This window comes from Arthrobacter sp. NPDC058192 (assembly GCF_042883665.1).
In the GTDB taxonomy this organism is placed as follows: Bacteria; Actinomycetota; Actinomycetes; order Actinomycetales; family Micrococcaceae; genus Arthrobacter.
In genome coordinates this window covers 37,659-60,398 of sequence record NZ_JBHVVJ010000002.1, presented here as the reverse complement: position 1 = coordinate 60,398, position 22,740 = coordinate 37,659, and the positions used below count along the sequence as shown (strand labels likewise).

General features: G+C 66.3%; 15 protein-coding genes. 13 read left to right on the top strand and 2 right to left on the bottom strand.

All coding sequences use genetic code 11. The annotated features are described in order from the left end of the window. Complete coding sequence (locus ACFVVK_RS02385) at positions 1-900, bottom strand: FAD binding domain-containing protein (protein ID WP_390262915.1); 900 nt, start codon at positions 898-900, stop codon at positions 1-3. A 131-nt stretch (positions 901-1,031) separates the two neighbouring features. Here ACFVVK_RS02385 and ACFVVK_RS02380 point away from each other — a divergent pair, with 131 nt between their 5' ends. From ACFVVK_RS02380 to ACFVVK_RS02335, 10 genes are all read left to right on the top strand, one after another. Beyond that, positions 1,032-2,051 (top strand): LysR family transcriptional regulator, encoded by a 1,020-nt coding sequence (locus tag ACFVVK_RS02380; RefSeq protein ID WP_390263590.1) that lies wholly within the window; start codon positions 1,032-1,034, stop codon positions 2,049-2,051. 508 nt (positions 2,052-2,559) lie between these two features. Continuing rightward, the gene (locus ACFVVK_RS02375; protein WP_390262912.1) at positions 2,560-7,935 is read left to right on the top strand and encodes a peroxidase family protein; all 5,376 of its coding nucleotides are present in this window, start codon (positions 2,560-2,562) and stop codon (positions 7,933-7,935) included. 118 nt (positions 7,936-8,053) lie between these two features. After that, complete coding sequence (locus tag ACFVVK_RS02370; RefSeq protein WP_390262910.1) at positions 8,054-9,766, top strand: multicopper oxidase family protein; 1,713 nt, start codon at positions 8,054-8,056, stop codon at positions 9,764-9,766. A gap of 1 nt (position 9,767) precedes the next feature. Beyond that, positions 9,768-10,610, top strand: a complete 843-nt coding sequence (locus ACFVVK_RS02365; RefSeq protein WP_390262907.1) for a hypothetical protein — start codon at positions 9,768-9,770, stop codon at positions 10,608-10,610. A gap of 336 nt (positions 10,611-10,946) precedes the next feature. Further along, on the top strand, positions 10,947-12,266 hold the full coding sequence (locus tag ACFVVK_RS02360) for an erythromycin esterase family protein (RefSeq protein WP_390262904.1): 1,320 nt from the start codon (positions 10,947-10,949) through the stop codon (positions 12,264-12,266). Positions 12,267-12,277: 11 nt separating this feature from the next. After that, positions 12,278-13,147 (top strand): universal stress protein, encoded by an 870-nt coding sequence (locus ACFVVK_RS02355; protein ID WP_390262901.1) that lies wholly within the window; start codon positions 12,278-12,280, stop codon positions 13,145-13,147. 103 nt (positions 13,148-13,250) lie between these two features. Further along, the gene (locus tag ACFVVK_RS02350) at positions 13,251-13,937 is read left to right on the top strand and encodes a hypothetical protein (RefSeq protein WP_390262898.1); all 687 of its coding nucleotides are present in this window, start codon (positions 13,251-13,253) and stop codon (positions 13,935-13,937) included. A gap of 247 nt (positions 13,938-14,184) precedes the next feature. Beyond that, positions 14,185-15,390: an anion permease gene (locus tag ACFVVK_RS02345; protein WP_390262895.1), complete on the top strand. Its 1,206-nt coding sequence runs from the start codon at positions 14,185-14,187 to the stop codon at positions 15,388-15,390. After that, entirely contained in the window at positions 15,387-15,608 is a 222-nt protein-coding gene (locus tag ACFVVK_RS02340) for a hypothetical protein (protein ID WP_390262893.1), read from the top strand. The genes ACFVVK_RS02345 and ACFVVK_RS02340 overlap by 4 nt, the downstream gene beginning before the upstream one ends. 39 nt (positions 15,609-15,647) lie before the next feature. Next, a complete protein-coding gene (locus tag ACFVVK_RS02335) occupies positions 15,648-16,193 on the top strand; it encodes a dihydrofolate reductase family protein (protein WP_390262890.1) in 546 nt (181 codons plus the stop codon). A gap of 63 nt (positions 16,194-16,256) precedes the next feature. Here ACFVVK_RS02335 and ACFVVK_RS02330 read toward each other — a convergent pair whose 3' ends face one another. After that, positions 16,257-16,721, bottom strand: coding sequence for a hotdog fold thioesterase (locus tag ACFVVK_RS02330; RefSeq protein ID WP_390262887.1), 465 nt, complete (start codon positions 16,719-16,721; stop codon positions 16,257-16,259). A 19-nt stretch (positions 16,722-16,740) separates the two neighbouring features. Here ACFVVK_RS02330 and polA point away from each other — a divergent pair, with 19 nt between their 5' ends. The 3 genes from polA (at position 16,741) to rpsA (ending at position 22,656) form a co-directional block, all read left to right on the top strand. After that, positions 16,741-19,587 carry a DNA polymerase I gene (polA, locus tag ACFVVK_RS02325; RefSeq protein WP_390262884.1) on the top strand — a complete coding sequence of 949 codons (2,847 nt, stop codon included), beginning with the start codon at positions 16,741-16,743 and terminating at the stop codon, positions 19,585-19,587. A gap of 115 nt (positions 19,588-19,702) precedes the next feature. Then, on the top strand, positions 19,703-20,989 hold the full coding sequence (locus ACFVVK_RS02320) for a GNAT family N-acetyltransferase (RefSeq protein ID WP_390262881.1): 1,287 nt from the start codon (positions 19,703-19,705) through the stop codon (positions 20,987-20,989). A gap of 191 nt (positions 20,990-21,180) precedes the next feature. Next, positions 21,181-22,656: a 30S ribosomal protein S1 gene (rpsA, locus tag ACFVVK_RS02315; protein ID WP_390262878.1), complete on the top strand. Its 1,476-nt coding sequence runs from the start codon at positions 21,181-21,183 to the stop codon at positions 22,654-22,656. Positions 22,657-22,740: the final 84 nt, after the last annotated feature.

Sequence of the window (22,740 nt, the reverse complement as noted above, 5' to 3'; positions counted from 1 at the left end):
TCAGCCTTCCTGCCTCTGTGCGGTCAACTGTCCGGTCATCTGTGCGGCGGCGCAGGCCCGCCGCAGTACCCGCCGGGTGAGTTCATCGGCGAGATGCCGCTTGTAGTCGACCGGGCCGCGCTGGTCCGCTACGGGATTGGAGGCCGCAGCCGCCAGCCTGCCGCCCTCAGCGAACAAGCCCTCGTCCGGATGCTTGCCGCGGAGCACCGCCGCGGCCTCCGCCACTGGGTGGTCAATTCCCAGGGCAGTGAGGCCAACCGTGGCATCGTCTACCGTGCCGTCCGCGGCAAGGGTGACGGCTGCGCCGGCGGCTCCGACGGCCCAGTCGCCCACCCGGCGCTCGACCTTCTCATAGGCGCTGCCCGAGCGGGGGCGGATGGGGAACCTGATTTCGCACAGCAGCTCATCCTGCCCGACGGCGGTTTCATACGGTCCGCGGTGGAACCCGGACATGGTCAGAGTGCGCTCGCCGCCCGGCCCGCGGATCACCGCCTCGGCTTCCAGGACATCGCAAACGGTGGAGAGGTCCTCGGCCGGGTCGGCCTGGCAGAGCGAACCGCCAATGGTGCCCCGGTTCCGCACTGTGGGGTCGGCGATCACCCGTTCGGCGTCCCGCACAATGGGGAACAGCGCGGCGACCTCGTCCGACTCCAGCAAGGTGGCATGCCGGGTCAGAGCCCCGACCCGCAACATGTTGCCGTCGCGGAGAATGAAGTCCAGCTCGTAGAGGTCATTGATGTCGACCAGCCACTCGGGCCGGGCCAGGCGAAGCTTCATCATCGGCAGCAGGCTGTGGCCGCCGGCCACCACCCGGGATTCGGGGCCGTAGCGGGCGAGAAGTTCCAGGGCGTTGTCCACGCTGGTGGCACGCACGTAGTCAAAAGGTGCCGGAATCTGCATAGTCCCTGCCTCACTCCGAACGGCCGGCGGCGCGACGCGACAGTTTCCAGGCGCCGGATTGAGGCCAGTCTTGCCCCGGCCTAACTGGGATGTCAATATCGTCATAAGCGAAAGGTTATGAAGCCGTGGCGATGACATTGGGACAGTTGCGGACTTTTGCCATGGTGGCCAAGCTGGGCTCCCTTCACGCCGCCGCGGCCCACCTCGGGGTCAGCGAACCGGCCGTTTCCGCGGCGCTCGCCGCGCTCAGGCAGGACCTTGGCGATCCGCTCTTTGTCCGTGCCCACGGTGGGATTGCGCTGACCCCGGGAGGCCGTGCCCTTGCCGAATACGCCCCGGACATCATCGGTCTGGCGGATAAGGCCCGGTGGGAGGTGGCCCATGCCCAGACCGAGACCGGGCGCCTGAAAATCGTGGCCACGGCGCCGTTTGCGGAGCACGCTGCCGGCCGGCTGTTGGACCTTTTCACCCGCCGTGTTCCTGGGGCCTCCGTCGATGTCGTGGTCGAGGAAGCGGAGGACATTGCGCCGCTGTTGCTCGAACGTGTCCACGACATCGCCCTGGGGGCACGGCCACCCGCCGCCAACGGTGCCGTCCCCAACGGCAACGGTTCCAACGGCACCGTTTCCGGCGTTGCGGGCGACGTCGGCCTCGACTCAGTCGCGTTCCTGCGGTACCAGCGGATCCTCGTGGTGGCGGCCGGGCATCCCCTCGCTTCCCTCCACGGCCCGGTGCGGCTGGCCGAACTGCTGGGGCGGCCGTGGTTTGCCGGCCCCGCAGGGATTCAGGCGGCCAGCGAAGAGGGCCGCTGGCTCGCTTCCCAAGGGGTTGTGCCAGACATCGTGCGGCTAAGCAGCGAAACGGAGGCCCTCGCCGCCGTCAGGGCCGGTGAAGGGACCATGATGGCGCTCGGGCACATAGTACGGGCAGAAATCCGCAGCGGCGCGCTGGTGCGCGTGCCGGTAGCCGGAACGCCGATCACCGGACTGTGGTGGGCCAGCACCCTGGACCGCGGCCGGGCCACCACCATGGCGCGGACCCTGCAAAGGTTTGCCGCCACTGCGGATGCCACCGCCGCCATGGTCGCTCCCGGCGGTTCGCGGGGGCTGGAACGGCGGGGGTCCAAGTTCCACGTGGCGCTCTGGAGCTGAGGGAGCGGCCCCAGGCGCGTGGCACTGTGTCGCGTTGTACACGCTCCGCCCATCCACCGGGGGCGCACTAATCCTCCCTCTACTGGCCCCACCTTGGAATAAGGCTAGGAAGTGCAGAGGAGCGGCTGCAGGTAGCGGCCATCTAAAAATCGGGTCCTAGAGAAGTAGGCGTTACCCGTCTGTTACGAGTGGGCGTGTCCGCGCCAGCAGTAGTTCCCGAGTAGGCTACTTTGCCGCCGTCGATCCCGGAGGCAGTACCACGAATCGCTTGGACGGGTACTTCCGGCGCCCGGCCCCGGTGGTGGGAACTCCCGGAAGTGATGGGCCGCAATCGGTTCAGTAGATGTGCTGACGGCTCCCAGCTTTCCCCAAGGAATCACCAAGCACTCTTGCACCGTCACTCACTCTAGTAGGCAGGTGTGCAATGAATTACTTCACAAGCAGGAAGGTCGACGGCCAAAGACGAGTCTTCAGCCGGCCGACCCGCGCAGTTGCCGCAGGGACAGCAATGACCCTGCTCAGCTTCATCGGACTCACCACCACGGCCCTTACCGCCACCGCTGCTCCGGCACCCGTCGGGGCCGGCTTCACCGTAACTCCCTCCGACCTCGCGTTCATTCTCAAGCAGATCAAGATCGCTGAAGCCCACGTCGCCAACACGACGTCGGCCACGGGCCCGTGCGGTGCGCTTATCGGCCCTGGCCCCAACCAGATACCCGATGCCCTGACCTCGTACGGCCTCCGCACGGTTGACGGCTCCTGCAACAACCTGATCAAGGGCCGCGAAACCTACGGTGCCGCTGATCAGCTCTTCCCCCGTCACACAACCCCGCAGTTCAACGCCGCGGACCCGGCTCCGGCGGCATTTGGTGGAGGCGCGACCTCCTACGCACAAAAGTCGGGCAACGTGTTCGACGCCCAGCCACGCGAGATCAGCAACCTGATCGTGGACCAGACGTCCACGAATCCTGCCGCTGTGGCGGCCGCCGGGTTCCCGGTCCGGACCCAAGGCAATCCGGGGAAGTTCCCCTGCACCACCGATCCTGACCCGTTGGCGGATCCGCCGGTCGAGGCTGTGCCGGCCGGCTGTGTTCCCACCGGAGATACGCTGTTCATCCCCAACGTCACCACCGACGTCGGCCTCTCCCCACCGTACAACTCGCTGTTCACCCTGTTCGGTCAGTTCTTCGACCACGGTGTGGACCAGACGGTCAAGAGCGGCGGAACGGTGTTCGTTCCGCTCAAGGCCGACGACCCGCTGATCACGGTTGGCCCCGACGGCAAGCCGAACACGGGCGATGAAGTGGACCCCAATAGCCCCAACGCCTTCATGGTGCTCACCCGGGGCCAGAACCAGCCCGGAGCGGACGGCGTCCTCGGAACTTCGGATGACGTACAGGACGCATCGAACACGGACTCGCCCTACGTGGACCAGTCCCAGACCTACACGTCCCACCCCTCCCACCAGGTGTTCCTGCGGGAGTACATCAACAACGCCGACGGCAAGCCGGTCGCTACCGGCAAGCTGCTTGGCGGTCCTGCCGGACCTACGGCAGGAGGCATGGCCACGTGGGCTGACGTGAAGTCGCAGGCGGAGATTTTCCTTGGCCTGAAGCTTCAGGACAAGGACGTCCTGAACGTCCCGATGATCGCCGCGGATCCGTACGGCAAGTTCATCCCCGGGCCTGCGCGCGGCCTGCCGCAGTACGTCACCCTAACCGGCCTGGTCGAGGGCGACACGGCGAACCCCGTTCCAGTGCCGGCGAACGTCCGCTTTTTCGATACCCCGTTCCTGACCGACATCGCGCACAACGCCGACCCCTCGCCCCAGGACACGGACCACAACCCGGCCACGCCGCCCGTTGCGCCCGTCCCGGACGCGGACAACACAGCCTCGGCGGATTTTGCGAACCAGCCGGCCGGAACCTACGACGACGAAATGCTCAACGCGCACTTTTGCGCCGGCGACGGCCGCGTCAATGAGAACATCGGCCTGACCACGATTCACCAGGTGTTCCACTCGGAGCACGACCGGCTCGTGGCGGACATGCAGAACACCCTCACCAACGACACCTCAGCCACGGGCGTTGCCGCACTGGCCGAGTGGAAGCTGGCCGCTGGCGCCAACGGTTGGAACGGCGAGCGCCTGTTCCAGGCCGCCCGCTTCGTCACGGAAATGGAATACCAGCACCTCGTGTTCGAGGAGTTCGCCCGCAAGGTCCAGCCGGCCGTCCAGCCGTTCCACGTCTACCACTCGGACGTCAACGCCGCTGTCCGGGCTGAATTCGCCCACGCTGTCTACCGGTTCGGGCACTCCATGCTGACCGAAACCATCTCCCGCACCAACGCGGACGGCAGCGACAACTCGATCTCCCTGCTGGACGGGTTCCTGAACCCGCCCGAGTACACCAACGGAGGATCGGCAGGGCAACTGAGCTCGGAAGAGGCCGCGGGAAGCATCGTCATGGGAATGAGCGACCAGGTCGGCAACGAACTCGACGAGTTTGTGACGGGCACCTTGCGCAACAACCTGCTGGGCCTGCCTCTGGACCTGCCGACGATCAACATGACCCGTGCACGGTCTGAGGGCGTACCGCCGCTCAACGAGGTGCGGCGCCAGATCAACAACGATACGGGCGACGCCCAGCTTGCCCCGTACACCAGCTGGGCAGACTTCGGGCAGAACCTGAAGCACCCGGAGTCGCTGATCAACTTCGTGGCTGCCTACGGCACATTCCCGACCATCACCAGCGAAACCACGCTGGCGGGCAAGCGGGCAGCGGCCAAGGCGATCGTTGATCCGGGGCCCCTGGCTACTCCTCCCACGGCCGACATGACGGACTTCATGAACAGCGCCGGAGCGTACGCCAACAAGGAAACCGGCCTGAACAAGGTCGACCTCTGGGTTGGCGGCCTGGCGGAGAAGACCAACCTCTTCGGCGGCCTCCTGGGCAGCACGTTCAACTACGTGTTCGAGAACCAGCTGACCGACCTGCAGAACGGCGACCGCCTGTACTACCTGGCACGCACGCCGGGCATGAACCTCCGGACCCAGCTGGAGAGCAACTCCTTCGCCGAGATGATCATGCGCAACACCAACGCGCACACGCTCAAGGCAGATGCTTTCGGAACCGCCGACTGCAAGTTCCAGCTCGGCAACCTGGCCGGTACGACGGACGGCTACGCTGCCACGGGGCCCAAGGTTACGGACGACCTGAAGTCGGAGTGCCGTGAGGATCTGGTCCTCCTGCGCAAGCCGGACGGCACCATTCAGTACATGGAGAAGAACACGGTCGATCCCAGCGGCATCAACGGCCAGTCCGTCTACAACGGCACTGCGAATGCTGACCGCGTCACCGGCGGCAACGACAACGACACGTTCCTCGGCAACGAAGGCAACGACGTCATTGAAGGCAACGGCGGCGACGACATCGCGCTCGGCGGCGACGGAAACGACAGGATCACTGATTCGTCCGGCGCGGACGTCCTCAAGGGCGGCCCTGGCAACGACTACATCAACTCCGGCATCGGCGACGACATCAACATGGGCGGTGACGGCCAGGACTTCATCAACGGAGGCGCGAACGACAACGAAACCTTCGCGGGTCCGGGCAATGACTTCGTTCAAGCCGGAGACGGTGCCGATGCGGTCTTCGGTGACGGCGGCGATGACTGGATCCAGGGCGGTTCCGGCCAGGACCTGCTCATCGGCGACCATGGTGCCCCCTTCTTCGATGACCCGGCGCAGGCAAAGCCGGGCAACGACATCTTCGTCGGCCAGGTCGGCGAGAACGACTACGACGCCGAGGGTGGCGACGACATCATGTCCAGCAACGCCGCGATCGACCGGTTCGCCGGCGCTGCCGGCTTCGACTGGGCGACCCACCAGTACGACACCGTGGGTGCCGATGACGACATGAAGATCAACAACAACCTCGTCGGTGTCCCGCTTCCCGTCGTGGTCAACCGCGACCGGTGGCAGGAAGTGGAAGCCAATTCCGGTTCCAAGTTCGACGACGTCATCCGTGGCGACGACGCAGTGCCCAGCACCGTGGGTGGTGCAGGCTTTAGTGGCTGCGACGTCCTCGACCAGACGGGTATCAACCGGATCGCCGGCCTGGGTGCCATCCTCCCGACACCGACCACCCCGCTTGCACCGGTCGAGGCACTCTCGCCGATGGGTGTCTGCCCGCTGACCGGCCCGGTCTGGGGCGACGGCAACATCCTCGTCGGTGGCATCGGCAGCGACAAGATCGAGGGACGCGGCGGCAACGACGTGATCGACGGCGACCGGTACATGAAGACCCGGATCCGCGTGAACGATGACGCGGGCAACGAGATCGGCACCACCGACCTCATGGAGCGCCAGTACCAGACGGGCAACCCGCTGTCCCTGGCGGCCGCAGTGGCCTCCGGCGTCGTGAACCCCGGGAACCTCGTGGCCGTCCGTGAAATCGTGACCCCCACCGCCCTCGAAACTGCGGGCAACCGGGACGTTGCGGTCTTCTCCGGCCCGCGCGCCAACTACACCATCACCACGACGGGCGGCAACGGCACGATCGGTTCGGCGGGCTCGACCACCACGGTGGTTGACAACGTAGGCGCCGACGGCACGGACACGGTCCGGAACATCGAGTTCCTGCAGTTCTCCGACACCGTCCTGCCCAACGCTCCGGTCATCGGCGCTGCAAGCGCCGGCGCCGGGCAGGCAACGGTCCGGTGGACGGCTCCCACGGTGGGCGTCGCCGACGTCTTCTCCGTGAAGGTGTTCGACGTGACGACAGACCCGGCCGGCGTCCAGGTCGGTGCCCTGCGCACCGCACCGGCGGGCGCCACCAGCCTGGTGGTGACAGGCCTGACAAACGGATCCCGCTACACGTTCCAGGTCCAGGCCAGCAACGCTCTCGGTGACAGCCCGTTCTCGGCACTCTCCAACACGGTGAGCCCGACGACGGCGACCGCACCGGGAGCGCCGACCATCGGTACGGCCACGGCCGGGAACGCCTCGGCGACCCTGCGGTGGACCGCGCCGGCGTCCGACGGCGGATCCGCCATCACCGGCTACACGGTGCGGGCCTTCGCCGGAACCGTCCTGGCTCGCACCCAGGCGGTCACCGGAAACGTCGGTTCCGTCGTCGTCACGGGGCTGACCAACGCCACGGCGTACACGTTCGACGTTGCAGCGGTCAACGCAAGGGGTACGGGCGGGTTCTCGGCAAGGACGGCAGCGGTGACACCACGGACGGAATTCGTCGCACCGACGGTGACGGCACGGGTTCCTGCAGTCGGTGCTGCGTCGGTCAGCCAGACCGCCAACATCACCGCAACGTTCAGCGAGGCCGTGCAAGGTGTGACGGGTGCCAACTTCCGTCTCACCCAGGGGATCACGCCGATTTCAGCGTTCGTGTCCTACAACCCGCTGACGCGGGTGGCGACGCTGAACCCGAACGCGACCCTGACAGCCGACCGCCCCTACACGGCGACCCTCTCGGGTGTCCGTGACGCGGCCGGCAACACCATGGCGACGACCACGTGGACATTCACCACCGGTCCTAACCCGACCATCACCGCCAACACTCCCGCCTCGGGAGCCGTCAGGGTGCTGCGCAACAGCAACGTGACCGCCACGTTCAGTGAGGCCATTACCGGCTTCACAGGTGCCGGCAATGTCCGGATCGAACGGGTCTCCACGGGAGCCCAGGTCGCCTCGGCGATAACGTTCAACGCCACCACCCGGGTACTGACGATCAACCCCGGCGCCAGCCTCCTCGCGAACACCCAGTACCGGGTCACCGTCACCGGCGGCACCACGCGCGTCCGTGACCTGGCCGGTAACCCGCTGACCACCCGGACGTGGACGTTCACCACGGGCTCAGCACTGTAGTACGAGTTCAGGACCGCCGGCTGGTGGGCCCGCAAGGGCCGCCAGCCGGCATCCCTCACCTATTCAACGGTGAGTCTTCGACACGGTATTCAACACGACTGCCCACCCTGGAGGGGCCATGACTACACGACGAGAAATTTTCAAACTGGGCGCCGTCGGCGCCCTCGGCCTTGCTGGTCTCAAAGGCGGCGATGACACCATCCCATCGAACGGAACCGCCGCCCCGGCCGTCCCGCCGGTAACCGCCAGCCGGCTGGCACCCCAGAACATGCCAGTTCCCTATGCGGGCGTCTTCCGCCGCCCGCCGGAGCTCGTCCCCTTCGAGACGGGCTTCGACGACGGCGACCCCGCCCGGCCCTATGCCCGGTACGCACTCACCCAGAAACTCGGCCAGGTCCAGCTCCTGCCCGGACTGACCACCACGGTCGCCGGCTACAACGGGATCTTTCCCGGCCCCACCATCCGGGCCACCCAGGGCACCCGGACCGAGGTGCGGATCCGCAATGACCTGCCGGGGGTCGGGCTGCTTCAACCCGGTCCCTTTAATACAGTCACGCACCTTCACGGCTCAGCCTCGCTGCCGCAGTACGACGGCTACGCCAACGACATCACCGTCCCGGGCAACGTTAAGAACTACCACTACCCCAACTGGCAGACAGCCCGGACCCTGTGGTACCACGACCACAAGCACCACATCACCGCCCAAAACGTGTACTCCGGACTCGCGGCTTTCTATCCGCTGTCCGATAAGTTCGAGCGGGCGCAGCTGCCCCAGGGCGAATTCGATGTGCCCCTCATGATCTCGGACGCCATGTTCAATGCCGACGGCTCGCTCGCGTACAACGACAACGACGTGAAGGGCCTGTGGGGTGACATCATTCTGGTCAACGGCGTGCCGTGGCCCACGATGAAGGTCAAGCCCCGGATCTACCGGTTCCGGGTCCTCGACGCCTCCATCTCACGGTCCTACCGGCCCACACTCTCGACCGGTGACCCGGTCTACGTGGTGGGCACCGACGCAGGCATGCTGCCTCAAGTCCAGGCCGTGAAATCGTGGCGGCAGGGGACAGCGGAACGGTACGAGGTCCTGATCGACTTCCGGAAATACCGGACCGGCCAGACGATCGAACTGCGGAACCTCAGTAACAAGAACAACATCGATTTCGCCAACACCGGGAAGATCATGCGCTTCCAAGTGGTGGCCGACTCCGGCTCAGGGGCCGGGTCCATCCCGCGCATCCCCGCCACCCTCGACGCCGGCGGCGCTGTCAACGCGTCCGGCGGTGCCATCCCCACCATGAGCCTGACGCCGGCGATGGCCAAGGTAAAGCGCGAACTGAAATTTTTCCGGGACCACGGGCAATGGACCGTCAACGGCGTCACCTGGGCCGATGTGGAGAAATCGGGGTTCACCAAGCTGTTCGGAAACCCGCAGCCGTTCGACGTCGAGCAATGGACCATCACGAACGCGTCCGGCGGCTGGTTCCATCCGGTGCACATCCACCTGATCGACGCCAAGATCATTGCGAGGAACACCAACGGCGGGCAGCCTTTCGCCTGGGAGAAAGGCCCGAAAGATGTCTTTTACGCCGGCGAAAATGAGTCCGTCACGGCGCTCATGCAGTTCGACCTGGGCCCCGGCAACGACGGCGGGCGCTACATGATCCACTGCCACAACCTTGTCCACGAGGACCACGACATGATGGTGCAGTTCTCCGTCGGTGACCTCCGAAACAACGACCCCATCACCTCCGATCCTCCCGTCCCGGACACCCTGGCCCCCAACGCGTTCCCGCCGGTATACCGGCCGGGCTTCCCCCCGGGGACCTGAGATGAGCCGCGCCGGGAAACTGGGCGCGGCGGGTCTGCTCGTGCTGGCGCTGAGCGCCTGCACGGCTGGCCCGCCGGCCCCGGCACCGCCCTCGCCGTCGGCAGCGCCGAGCGCCGCGCCCGTCTCGTTTGAGACCGGGACCGATGTCGGCAACGGTCGTCCGACGGTGAGCCATGACGGGCTGATGGTGCGCCGCCGGATAGTCATCGCCGTCCACCCCGCCCCGGGCGCCCGCTTGGGCACGCTGCGTATGAAGCTCGAGGTAACCGGGACTGCCGGCGGGATTGCCCTGTCCGATATCTCCCCCGATGTGCTCGAACCGGCGATCCTCGAGCACCTCTCTCCGGACCTCATTCTGGCGCTTCCTCCCCAAAGCACCAGCGAGGATGCGGAGAAGCTGGCTGACCGCGCCTTCGGTCCGGAGGGCAGCAACCCCAGCGTGGAGCACGTCCATGTCGCTTCAGTCCTGGTCCACGACCTTCGCTTCACGGTCGCCGCGGCCGATCCGGCAGCCGTGGCGAGATCCATCGCCGAGGAAGGCATTCTCTCGGACGCGCTCGGCAACTACTCGACCACGCTGGAGGGCCGTGCCCTGACAGTCGGTTACACGGGACCGCTGCTGAGCGACGCGCTGGTGGAATCCGTACGGAACGGTATGGCTCGCGCCGCCGGCGTCGGATCGGCGGACGTTGCGCTGGCCCCACGCTCCACCACGGGTGAAGGAGTGGATCTGGCTCTCGAACCGGACCCCGCGCTGGAACCTGAACCGTCGCCGGAGGACAGTGAGGCCCACTCGCATGATGCCGCTACCCACGATGCGGGCACGGACGATTCCGGGCACTGAGGAGTGTCCAGCGGGCCGGCAGTGCCGGAGCCGAGGTGACTTTCGGCCCTTGGCGCCCGGCGGCACCGGGCGGAAGCTGGGGCCTACACCGCGAGTCGCAGGGCGTGCATTTCGCACGTCCATGCATCTAACACGTCCATGCATTTAACGGGCCCTTGCACTTAGCGGGTCCGTGCATGCAGGTCGTGCCAGGTCGTGCCAGGTCGAGGTCCACGGGAGTGCCATGAAACACCAGCAGCCGAACCTGTTGGTCCTGCGAATCAACAACAAGCGATCCACAAGCAAGCAGGCGCCGGCGCCCGGGCACCTGGAGGGAATCGGAACCGGGGATCCACGATGACTCCCATCGTCGCTACCCGGACCTCCCTGCTAAAGGAGATTCATGACCTTGCCCGGCCGCTGAAAAGCGACCGCGACCTGAACGGATTGGTGGATCGGGCGGCCGGCTGCCGTTTCGTGGCGATCGGCGAGGCGTCGCACGGCACTCATGAGTTCTACACGTGGCGGGACACCCTCAGCAGGCGGCTCATCGCGGAGGAGGGCTACAACTGGATCGGGGTTGAAGGGGACTGGCCCGACTGCTGGCGCATCAACCGGTGGGTCCGCGGCCAGGACGGCAAGGATCAGGGCGTGCATGCCCTGCTGGCCGGCTTTGAACGCTGGCCGACCTGGATGTGGGCGAACGAGGAGGTGGCCGCGTTCCTGGACTGGCTGCGCAGCTGGAATTCCGGGCGGCCCCTGGCCAGGCGCGTGGGCTTTTACGGGCTGGACGTCTACTCGCTGTGGGACTCGCTGCGCGAAATCATGGACTGGCTCCAGGCGAACGTCCCTGAGGCCCTCCCCGCTGCCATGCGCGCCTGGCAGTGTTTCCTGCCGCACCACGAGGACCCGCACGAGTACGCGGCCTGGAGCAGGCGGCTGGTGCCGCAGTCCTGCGAGACCGACGTCGTGGCCCTCCTGACCGAAGTCCGGAACCGGGTCTCCAGCGCCGGCCCGCAGAATGAAGACGCTTTCGACGCCGTCCAGAACGCCGAGGTCGCCGCCAACGCGGAACACTATTACCGCATCATGGTCCGCGGCGACCGGCAGTCCTGGAATGTCCGCGACCACCACATGGCGGACACCATCGACAGGGTCAGCCGGCACCTGGGGCCGGCGTCGAAGGGCCTGATCTGGGAGCACAACACCCATGTCGGGGATGCGAGAGCTACGGACATGGCACAGGACGGCCTGGTCAACGTCGGCCAACTGCTGCGTGAACGCCACGCGGGCGAAGGGGTGCTGCTGGTCGGCCTCGCAGCACACCGGGGTTCCGTGATTGCCGCCGAGGGGTGGGGCCGCCCGGAGCGCATCCTGACAGTGCCCGAGGCGCGTCCGGGCAGCCACGAAGACTTCCTGCATCAGGCCCTCGGCGTGCCGTCGGTGCTGGACTTCGGTGATGACAGAACCGGGCCGTGGCTGTCGACGCGGCTCGGGCACCGGGCGATCGGCGTCGTCTACCACCCGCAGAGGGAAACCGGGAACTACGTCCCGACCCGGATGGGGGAGCGTTACGATGCCCTCCTCTGGCTCGAACACACCAAGGCGCTGCGGCCGGTGCACCATGAGGGACCGCCCCGGGAACCCGAGCTGGAGACGGAGCCGACAGGTTACTAGGGAGGGCCAGTATGGCCAACGCGATCGTCGTCGGAATTAACGGGTCGGCACGTAGCGACGCCGCACTGGCGTGGGCGCTGCGGCGGGCGGCCCGGGACAAACTCCCGGTCATAGTGGTGCACGCAGTGGACGACCGCTGGGTAACACCCGACTTCCAGTACCACGAGATCATCAGGGAAGCCGGGATGGACCTGTTGCGCCAAGCGCAGGCCAGCGCCCGCGACCAGGCCCCGGACGTCGAAGTGGACATCCAGCTCGGCCACGGAAGCGGGGGGTCGGTACTGAGGGAGGTCTCCAAGCAGGCGGCCCTGGTGGTTGTCGGCGGGCATGACAAGTATTGGCTGGACGGCGGACCCATGACGGACCGCGCCCTGCAGGTGGTGTCCGCCTCGGAGTGCCCGGTGGCTGTCATAGCGGAGGTGCCGGCCGCCGGGGCCGCGGGCGTGGTGGTCGGCGTCGATGGCTCCAGGGAGTCGATGCAGGCAGTCGCAGTCGCCGCCGCCGAGGCTGACCTGGGCGGCGACGAGCTCACTGCCGTCCTGGGGTTTAGGAGCCCTGCCCGGTGGCTCGAGAAGCAGCGGCCATCCAGCGGCCTGGCAGCGAGCATCTTTGAAGAGAACCGGATCGTGCTCGCCGAGTCGGTGGCCGGACTCGGCCAGAAGTATCCGGACCTGGTGGTCCACCAGCGGCTTGAGACGAACACCGAACCGGCCAAGGCGCTGGTGGGGATCGCCGCCGGAGCCAGGCTGCTGGTGATCGGAAGCCACGGGCGCGGCGGATTCTCGAGGACTGTGCTCGGCTCCACCGCGCACGCGGTACTCATGAACGTCCCGTGTCCCACGCTCGTCACGCGGGTGCACAAGGACAAGCACGGGAAATGACCCACGGCCGGCGATCCGTTGCCCTGGCTACGCCCGGAACCGGCCGCGGGCACCCGCGGCGGAGGGGCTTTCCGCCGCCGCCGACGGGTGGGAGGATGATGCCGTGGACCACTACTTCGATTTTGTCACTCACTTTTGGTGGCTCATCTTTCCCCTGAGCGGACTGCTTGGCGGGTGGGCGCGGTCCTGGTCGAGAGCCAGTGAGCGCAGGCACCGCCGCCGGGTGGAGCTCTACACGCTAAGGAACCAGGCCGCGCAGGCAGAACAGGCCAGCCAGGCCGAGGTGTCGGGCCTCATGAAGGCGCACGACGCCATTAACAAGCGCTGGCTGGCCTACGAGCTCGACGTGGGCAAACTGATCGACTTTCCGGCCATGACCGATGTCCGGGAGCCGCTCACTGTGGCGTTCCTGCGCGCCAAGCGTGAGGCCGACGCCCTGCGCCCCACCGCGCCCGGGGACGTCAAGACGGCGGCCAGGCTCGCCGAATACAGGGCGGCCGTGACGAGCTTCGACATCGCGTTCGACGTCGCCGAACGGGAGGCCAAAAGGATCAGGGACAGCAAGTTCAGCGGCCCGGAACGCCAGCGGCTGGAGACCGCCCGCAAGCTCCTGAGAATCGCATCGGATGCGGCGGCGACGCCAGCCGAACGCCAGACGGCTTACCGGCGCGCCCGCCGCGAACTCGACGGGCTGATCGTGCTGCCTGAGGCCTCGCTCGCCGCGCTGGAGGATAAAATCGCTTCCATGCTCGACGCCGGTCCGGCGCCTGGCATCCGCGGGACAGCCTAGGACGCACTGCTCCCTGTGACCTTGGTCGCCCGGCCTCCCCAAATCGCGGCCACCGGCCGGGCCGCGGGCAATTAGGGTCTTCTGGCATGTTTTGCGCAGCCGTTATTCCCACGTACCATCGATAAGGTTTCATGCTGCTTATTGTGGCCACTGGACAATCATCGGACAGGCTCCGAAGGATGGTCGTGGCGGCGCGGCAAGGGGGAAGTGGAACTGCCGACCGTGCATACTTCAGATTGGGCAACAGGTGGAAATCACCGTAATGGTGGCGCTGGTGATAGCGCTGGCTCTGTTCTTCGACTTCACCAACGGTTTTCATGACACTGCGAACGCCATGGCTACGCCCATCGCGACCGGTGCCATCAAACCAAAGACGGCAGTCGCCTTGGCGGCGGTGCTGAACCTTGTGGGTGCCTTCCTCTCCACGGAAGTAGCCAAAACCGTCTCCGGCGGCATCATCAAGGAAGGCTCCGATGGTGTCCAGATCACTCCGGACATCATCTTCGCCGGACTCATGGGTGCCATCCTCTGGAACATGATCACCTGGCTCAAGGGCCTGCCGTCAAGTTCCTCCCATGCCCTTTTCGGAGGGCTGATCGGGGCCGCGATCGCCGGCATCGGCATCCACTCGATCAACTTTGAATCGATCTTGCAGAAGGTCATCCTTCCCGCGGTCTTCGCCCCGATCATTGCCGGCGGCGTGGCCTACCTGTGCACTCGGCTGGCTTACGCCCTGACGTCCCGGCATGACCCGGAAACCGGGGACAAGCTGACCCAGAAGCGCGGCGGATTCCGGAACGGGCAGGTCTATACGTCCAGCCTGGTGGCACTGGCCCACGGCACTAATGATGCCCAGAAGACGATGGGCATCATCACCTTGGTACTGATCGCCGCCGGCACGCAGGCTCCCGGCTCCGGACCGCAGTGGTGGGTTATCACCGCCTGCGCCCTCGCCATCGCGATCGGCACGTATGCCGGCGGCTGGCGGATCATCCGCACCATGGGCTCCGGCCTGACCGAAGTGAAGCCGGCCCAGGGCTTCGCCGCGGAGTCCAGCACAGCCTCCGCCATTCTGGCCTCGTCCCACCTTGGCTTCGCCCTCTCCACCACGCAGGTGGCCTCCGGCTCCGTCGTCGGCTCGGGGATGGGACGGCGTGGCACCACCGTCAAATGGGGAATGGCCGGCCGGATTGCCATTGGCTGGCTGTTCACGCTGCCGGCCGCCGGAATCGTGGGCGCGCTGACCGCCCTGCTCGTGCAGACTGGCGTGATCGGCGTCGTCATCGCCGCCGTTGCCGGCACCGCCGCCGTGGCCTACATGTTCATCCATTCGCGCAAATCCCAGGTGGACCACCACAACGCCGTCCAGATCGAGGAGGTCGGTCAGGCAGTGCAGTTCCGCAAGAAGAAGAAGTCCGCCAAGGCGATCAAGAACGGGGGTGTGAAGCGATGAAATGGTTGGAACTCTTTAGCGTGGCAGGTGCCACACTCGTCGCCGCAGTGACCGTCGTCGTTCTCTACGCGCTCGGCGTCCGCCTCACGGCCATCGCAGGAGACGTCAACAACTCCCCGGCGTCCTGGACCCGGCCGCTCGCCTACGTGTGCTTCGGGGTATGCGGCCTGGCCGTCCTCTTCGGGCTGTGGCTGATCATTCCGTACTTCCACCACTAGAGAGTGGTCCGCCAGGCGGTCGTTGGCTAGGCTGTGGCCATGGCGAGCTTCCAGTACTTTGTGGGGTCCTCACTCGACGGCTTCATCGCCACGGACGATGACGACCTGGCCTGGCTGCTCCAGTTTGACGGTTTTGACGGCGGCCGGGACAGTTACGACGCGTTCCTGGCCGACGTCGGCTGCATCGTCATGGGCGGCGAGACCTACGCCTGGCTGCTCGAGCACGAACCCGGCGCCTGGCCGTATCCGAACACGCCCTGTTGGGTCTTCACCCACCATGAATACACCGCCCCGAAGGGCGCCAACGTGACGTTTGTGCGCGGGACCGTCGGCGAATTCGCGGGCGACCTCAGGGACGATGCCGCCGGCCGGAACGTCTGGGTGGTGGGCGGGGGAGTGCTCGCAGCACAGTTCGCCGACGCCGGGCTGCTGGACGAGCTGATCCTCTCGGTCATTCCCGTGGTGCTGGGCAGCGGCAGGCAGCTCCTGCCCATGACAGGCCCGACGCCGCCACTGGAGCTGCTCTCGTCCCGCACCATGGGCCGCGGCATCGTCGAGCTGCGCTACCGCTTCGGCAAGGGCTAGCGGAATAAGAGCCAGCGGAAACGGGGATGACTGACTGCGCTGTGGAGGACTCCGGGCGACGCCCTAGGAGGCGATGTCGCGGATAAGGTTCGTGATGCGGGCGGTGGAGAGCCGGCGGCCACGCTCGTCTGTCATGACTATCTCGTGGGTGGTCAGCGTCCGGCCGAGGTGGATGGCCGTGCAGGTGCCCGTGACGGTCCCCTCGGAAATTGCCCGGTGGTGCGTGGCGCCGACTTCGATGCCCAGGGCCTGCCGGTTGGGGCCGGCGTGCAGGCCGGCCGCGAAGGAACCCAGGGTTTCGGCCAGGACCACGTGGGCCCCGCCGTGCAGGATGCCGGCCACCTGCGTGTTCCCTTCCACCGGCATGGTGCCCACGGTGCGCTCCGGGCTCATTTCAAGGAAGTGGATTCCCAGCTTCACCACCAGTGCGCCCACACCGTACTGGCCCAGCCAATCGTGCATCTCCTCGGGAACCCCGGCGGCCGCGAGTTCCGCCGCGAACGGGGCCGGCGTGAAATTGTCCATCATGGGAACTAGGCTGGCACTTGTGAGTGAAACAACCAAACCGGCCCCTGCCCCCGCTTCACAAGAGCGCACTGCAACAGACACCCTCCCGGCAGCTGAGCCGGAGTCCGGGCTCGCGGCCACGTCCGCCCGGCCATCCGGCCGGGCCGAGGCATCGGTTTCGGCCACCGAGGCCCCCGTCATTCCCCTGACGGAGCAGCCGCGGCTTCTGGTGCTGGATGGGCACTCCATGGCCTTCCGGGCCTTCTTCGCCCTTCCGGCTGACAAGTTTTCCACCGCCCGGGGCCAACACACCAACGCGATCCACGGCTTCACGTCCATGCTCATCAATCTGATCAAGGAGCAGAAGCCCACCCACGTCGCCGTTGCTTTCGACGTCTCGGATGACACCACCCACCGCAAGGCCGAGTACAGCGAGTACAAGGGCGGCCGCAATGCGACGCCCCAGGAAATGACCGGCCAGATCGACCTCATCGACCAGGTCATGGGCGCCTGGGGCATCAAGACCATCAAGATGCCCGGCTACGAGGCCGACGACATCCTGGCCACGCTCGCAGCCATGGGCGAAGAAGCCGGCTACGAGGTCCTGCTCGTCTCCGGCGACCGCGACGCGTTTCAGCTCATCACCGACAACGTGTTCGTGCTGTACCCCAGGAAGGGGGTCAGCGACATCCCCCGCATGGACGCCGCCGCCATCGAGGAAAAGTACTTTGTCAGCCCCGCCCGGTATTCGGACCTCGCCGCCCTGGTGGGGGAGACCGCCGACAACCTGCCGGGCGTCCCGGGCGTAGGACCCAAGACGGCGGCCAAGTGGATCAACCTCTACGGCGGGCTCGAAGGCGTGCTGGCACACTCCGACGCCATCGGCGGCAAGGTGGGGGACGCGCTGCGCGCCAACGTGGACGCGGTCAAACGCAACCGCAAGCTGAACCGGCTCCACACCGACCTTGACCTTCCGGTGACGCTGGACGATCTGGCCGATCCACGGCCGGACCAGCAGGCCCTTGAAGACCTCTTCGACGAACTCGAATTCAAGACCATCCGCGCCCGGCTCTTTGAACTGTATGCCGGCGAGATCCCCGAAGCGGAACGCGAGACCCTGGAAAGCCGGGACTTCGCAACGCTGCAGGATGCGGACGCGCTCCGGGCCTTCCTCGCCGCCGGGACCGGACAGCGGTCCGCCCTCGCAGTGGACGTGCTCGCCGGCCGGATCGGTGAGGACGCCGACGCCGTGGCCATCGTGCGGGACGATGCGGCGGCCTACGTTGACCTCACAGGGCTGGACGCTGACGCGGAGAACGTGCTGGCGCAGTGGCTCCGGGACGGGGAATCCCAGAAGGTCGTACACGGCTACAAGGCGGCCCTGAAGGCGCTGACCAGCCGCGGGCTCGGCCTGGAAGGGGTGGTGGACGACACCTCGATCTCCGGTTACCTCATTGAACCGGACCGCCGCACCTACGAACTCGCGGAGCTGGCCCAGCACCACCTGAACATCCATGTCTCCGCGGAGGCCGCGAAGGCGGGCCAGCTGGAGTTGGAGTTCGACGACGACGCTGCCGCGGCGTCCGGCGCCCTGGTGCAGGTCGCCGCCGTCGTCCACAAGCTGAGCCGGTACTTCGAAGCCGAACTGAAGGACCGCGGGGCCGAGGAACTCCTGGCCACCCTTGAGCTGCCGGTCAGCCGGGTTCTCGTCGACATGGAACTCGCCGGCATCGCCATTGATATGCCCCGGATGGACGAGCAGCTGTCGGACCTGGCCAAGGTGATCGACAACGCCCAGGAGCACGCCTTCGCCGCGATTGGCCACGAGGTGAACCTCGGATCGCCGAAGCAGCTGCAGACCGTGCTGTTCGACGAACTCCAGCTGCCCAAAACCAAGAAGATCAAGTCCGGGTACACCACGGACGCCGCGTCGCTGAAAAACCTGCTGGAAAAGACCGGCCACGAATTCCTGGTCCAGCTCATGGCGCACCGGGAATCCTCGAAGCTGCGCCAGATGCTGGAGTCGCTGAAGAAGTCGGTCACGGAGGATGGCCGGATCCACACCACCTATGCGCAGAACGTCGCAGCCACGGGCCGGATCTCCTCCAACAATCCCAACCTGCAGAACATCCCCATCCGGAGCGAGGAAGGCCGGCGCGTCCGGGGCATCTTTGTGGTCAGCGAGGGCTACGAGTGCCTGCTCTCTGCGGACTATTCGCAGATCGAGATGCGCATCATGGCCCACCTCTCGGGGGACGCCGGGCTGATCCAGGCCTACAAGGACGGCGAGGACCTCCACCGGTTCGTGGGTTCCAATATTTTCCACGTGCCCACGGACCAGGTGACCAGCGCCATGCGTTCCAAGGTCAAGGCGATGTCCTACGGCCTGGCGTACGGGCTGACCTCCTTCGGGCTGTCCAAGCAGCTTGAGATCTCTGTGGACGAAGCCAGGAACCTCATGAAGGACTACTTCGACCGGTTCGGCGCCGTGCGCGACTACCTCCGCGGCGTGGTGGACCAGGCCCGGATCGACGGCTACACCGCCACGATCGAGGGCCGGCGCCGGTACCTGCCCGACCTCACCAGCACCAACCGGCAGCTGCGGGAGAACGCCGAGCGCATCGCCCTGAACTCGCCGATCCAGGGGTCCGCTGCAGACATCATCAAGCGCGCCATGCTGGGCGTCCACTCCGAGCTGAAAGCCCAGGGGCTCAAGTCACGCATGTTGTTGCAGGTCCACGACGAACTGGTCCTTGAGGTGGCAACCGGCGAGCGGGACGCCGTGGAGAAGCTCGTCACTGAGCAAATGGGGGCGGCGGCCGACCTGACCGTTCCCCTGGAGGTCCAGATCGGCGTCGGATCAAGCTGGTACGACGCCGGACACTAACGGTTTACCCGGGGCAGCGCCTGTTCCGGCGGAGTTTCGGTCCGGCCGGGTTTCGGTCCGGCCGGGTTTCGGTCCGGCGCTGCCGGAGCCTCAGCAATCCCAGGGGGAGAAGCACGTGACAGAGAAGTATGAGCTCAGGCGGTTCCGCGCGGCCGAAAAGGAGTCGGCGGACTACACGGCCGGCGTCGACTGGTTGCACGGTGTAGGGATCGGCTTCTACGACGAGCCCCGCAAGGACGAGTTCGTCGACAAGATCATGGCCATGTACCGCGTGGACAACCGTGAGATGACCGGGGTGTACCAGGCCGACGGCGTCGCGGCCCACTCACTGGCCGCCGAGGTTCCCGTGGCCACGTTCGCCACGATGCGCAAGGACCTGAACATCGGCTATGGGCGGCAGCTTGAGGCGCACCTGGTCACGGCTGTCACGGTCCGCGGGACCCACCGCCGGCAGGGGCTGCTCCGGCGGATGATGACCGAGGACCTCGCCGCCGCGAAGGCCGACGGCGTTGCCCTGGCGGCGCTGACGGCCTCGGAGGCGTCGATCTACGGCCGGTTCGGCTACGGGGTGGCGACGTTTGAACGCAGCATCAAGGTGGACACCGGTCCGCGGTTCCGTCTCCGCCACCAGCCGGTCGGCTCGGTGGAGATCGCGGACCGCAGGGTCCTGCTGGACCTGGCGCCGCAGGTGTTCGAACGGCTGCACCGCCAGACCCCCGGGTCGATTGTCCGGCAGGAGGCCTACCGGCTGCGGTCCTCGGGCACGCTGGGCCGCGATGGCGGCGAAGACGAGGCAATCCGATGTGCGCTGCATTACGACGCCGCGGGCACGGTGGACGGCTACGTCTCCTACAAGTTCGGCGGCTGGGACGCCAAGCCGTACACCATGGAAATCGTGGACTTCGTGTCGGCGACCGACGCCGCCTATCTGGAACTGTGGCAGTTCCTCGGCAGCATCGACCTCGTGGAAAGGATCAGCTGGCAGGACGCGCCCGTCGACGACCCGCTGGCCTGGGCCCTGGAGGACCCCCGGTGCATCGAGTCCTCGGACCAGCGCGACATGCTGTGGCTGCGCATCCTGGATCCCGTGCGCGTGCTGGGCGCGCGGCGGTACTCGACCGACGGGCGGCTGGTGCTCGCCGTCCGCGACAGCCTCGGTTTTGCCGCCGGCACGTTCGCCTTGGAAGCCCGCGGGGGAGAAGCTGCGGCGGTGCCGGCACCGGACGCCGAGCCGGACCTGACCATGGACGTCGCGGACCTCGGCTCCGTTTATCTCGGGGCCATCTGTCCTGTCACCCTGAAGGCCGCCGGCCGGATCACCGAACACACAGCGGGAGCGGCGCTGGCGGCGCGACTCATGTTCGCCGTCGAACGCTCACCGCACTGCCTCACGCACTTCTAGCGCTTTGACCCGCGTTGAAGTAAACGACTAGACTAAACGGGCGCATACTACGTGCGCGCATTTACAATCCACAAAATCAGGATGACCCGGCGAATCGCTTAACGTGACGCCGTATTCTTCGCCTGCATTCCATGATGCGGGCGAAGCGGTTTGCCTGACCGACTAACTATCCACAACGGAGCCCCTACTACATGACCATCACCTCCACCGAGAAGCCCGGTACCCCCGTAGTCGCGATCAACGACATCGGTACCGCTGAGGACTTCCTCGCAGCTGTCGACGCGACCATCAAGTACTTCAACGACGGAGACCTCGTCGAAGGCACCGTCGTCAAGGTCGACCGCGACGAAGTTCTGCTCGACATCGGTTACAAGACCGAAGGTGTCATTCCTTCCCGCGAGCTTTCCATCAAGCACGACGTTGACCCCGGAGACGTCGTCTCCGTTGGCGATCAGGTCGAGGCCCTGGTGCTCACCAAGGAAGACAAAGAAGGCCGCCTGATCCTCTCCAAGAAGCGTGCTCAGTACGAGCGTGCCTGGGGCGACATCGAGAAGGTCAAGGAAGAAGACGGTGTTGTCACCGGTACCGTCATCGAGGTTGTCAAGGGTGGTCTTATCCTCGACATCGGTCTGCGCGGCTTCCTGCCCGCATCCCTCGTCGAGATGCGCCGTGTGCGCGACCTCGCTCCGTACATCGGTCAGCAGATCGAAGCCAAGATCATCGAGCTGGACAAGAACCGCAACAACGTTGTGCTGTCCCGCCGTGCATGGCTCGAGCAGACCCAGTCCGAGGTCCGCTCCACGTTCCTCAACAAGCTGGAAAAGGGCCAGGTCCGTCCCGGCGTCGTTTCCTCCATCGTCAACTTCGGTGCCTTCGTGGACCTGGGCGGCGTAGACGGCCTGGTTCACGTTTCCGAGCTGTCCTGGAAGCACATCGACCACCCGTCCGAGGTTGTCGAAGTTGGCCAGGAAGTCACCGTCGAGGTTCTCGAGGTCGACCTGGACCGCGAGCGTGTCTCCCTGTCGCTCAAGGCTACGCAGGAAGATCCGTGGCAGACCTTCGCCCGCACCCACGCCCTCGGCCAGGTTGTTCCGGGTAAGGTCACCAAGCTCGTTCCGTTCGGCGCGTTCGTCCGCGTTGAAGACGGCATCGAAGGCCTGGTCCACATCTCCGAGCTCGCCGTGCGCCACGTTGAGCTGGCCGAGCAGGTTGTCTCCGTTGGCGACGAGCTGTTCGTCAAGGTCATCGACATCGACCTCGAGCGCCGCCGCATCTCGCTCTCCCTCAAGCAGGCCAACGAGGGCGTCGACGCCGACAGCACCGAATTCGATCCGGCACTCTACGGCATGGCCGCCGAGTACGACGAAGAGGGCAACTACAAGTACCCGGAGGGCTTCGACCCGGAGTCCAACGAGTGGCTTGAAGGCTACGAGAACCAGCGCGCCGCCTGGGAGCAGCAGTACGCTGACGCCCAGACCCGCTGGGAAGCCCACAAGAAGCAGGTTGCCCAGCACGCTTCCGACGACGCTGCTGCAGCAACGTCCGGTGACAGCGATTCCGGCGCCACCAGCTACTCCTCCGAGCCGGCCGCAACCGAAGCCGGTGCAGGCACGCTTGCTTCGGACGAGGCTCTCGCCGCTCTGCGTGAGAAGCTGACCGGCAACTAATTGCCCTTGATCCTCAGGGAGCCCGCTCCCTGAGGCCAGGCACTCTGTAGCTTGAACCGGCACCGTCACGGTGCACAAAGGTGG

What these genes read in the sequence shown, in the direction of transcription:
- ACFVVK_RS02365 (WP_390262907.1), top strand. Translation starts at nt 9,768, where the DNA reads ATGAGCCGCGCCGGGAAACTGGGCGCGGCGGGTCTGCTCGTGCTGGCG.
- rpsA (WP_390262878.1), top strand. Translation starts at nt 21,181, where the DNA reads ATGACCATCACCTCCACCGAGAAGCCCGGTACCCCCGTAGTCGCGATC.
- ACFVVK_RS02360 (WP_390262904.1), top strand. Translation starts at nt 10,947, where the DNA reads ATGACTCCCATCGTCGCTACCCGGACCTCCCTGCTAAAGGAGATTCAT.
- ACFVVK_RS02330 (WP_390262887.1), bottom strand. Translation starts at nt 16,721, where the DNA reads ATGATGGACAATTTCACGCCGGCCCCGTTCGCGGCGGAACTCGCGGCC.
- ACFVVK_RS02370 (WP_390262910.1), top strand. Translation starts at nt 8,054, where the DNA reads ATGACTACACGACGAGAAATTTTCAAACTGGGCGCCGTCGGCGCCCTC.
- ACFVVK_RS02340 (WP_390262893.1), top strand. Translation starts at nt 15,387, where the DNA reads ATGAAATGGTTGGAACTCTTTAGCGTGGCAGGTGCCACACTCGTCGCC.
- ACFVVK_RS02355 (WP_390262901.1), top strand. Translation starts at nt 12,278, where the DNA reads ATGGCCAACGCGATCGTCGTCGGAATTAACGGGTCGGCACGTAGCGAC.
- ACFVVK_RS02385 (WP_390262915.1), bottom strand. Translation starts at nt 900, where the DNA reads ATGCAGATTCCGGCACCTTTTGACTACGTGCGTGCCACCAGCGTGGAC.
- ACFVVK_RS02380 (WP_390263590.1), top strand. Translation starts at nt 1,032, where the DNA reads ATGACATTGGGACAGTTGCGGACTTTTGCCATGGTGGCCAAGCTGGGC.
- ACFVVK_RS02335 (WP_390262890.1), top strand. Translation starts at nt 15,648, where the DNA reads ATGGCGAGCTTCCAGTACTTTGTGGGGTCCTCACTCGACGGCTTCATC.
- ACFVVK_RS02375 (WP_390262912.1), top strand. Translation starts at nt 2,560, where the DNA reads ATGACCCTGCTCAGCTTCATCGGACTCACCACCACGGCCCTTACCGCC.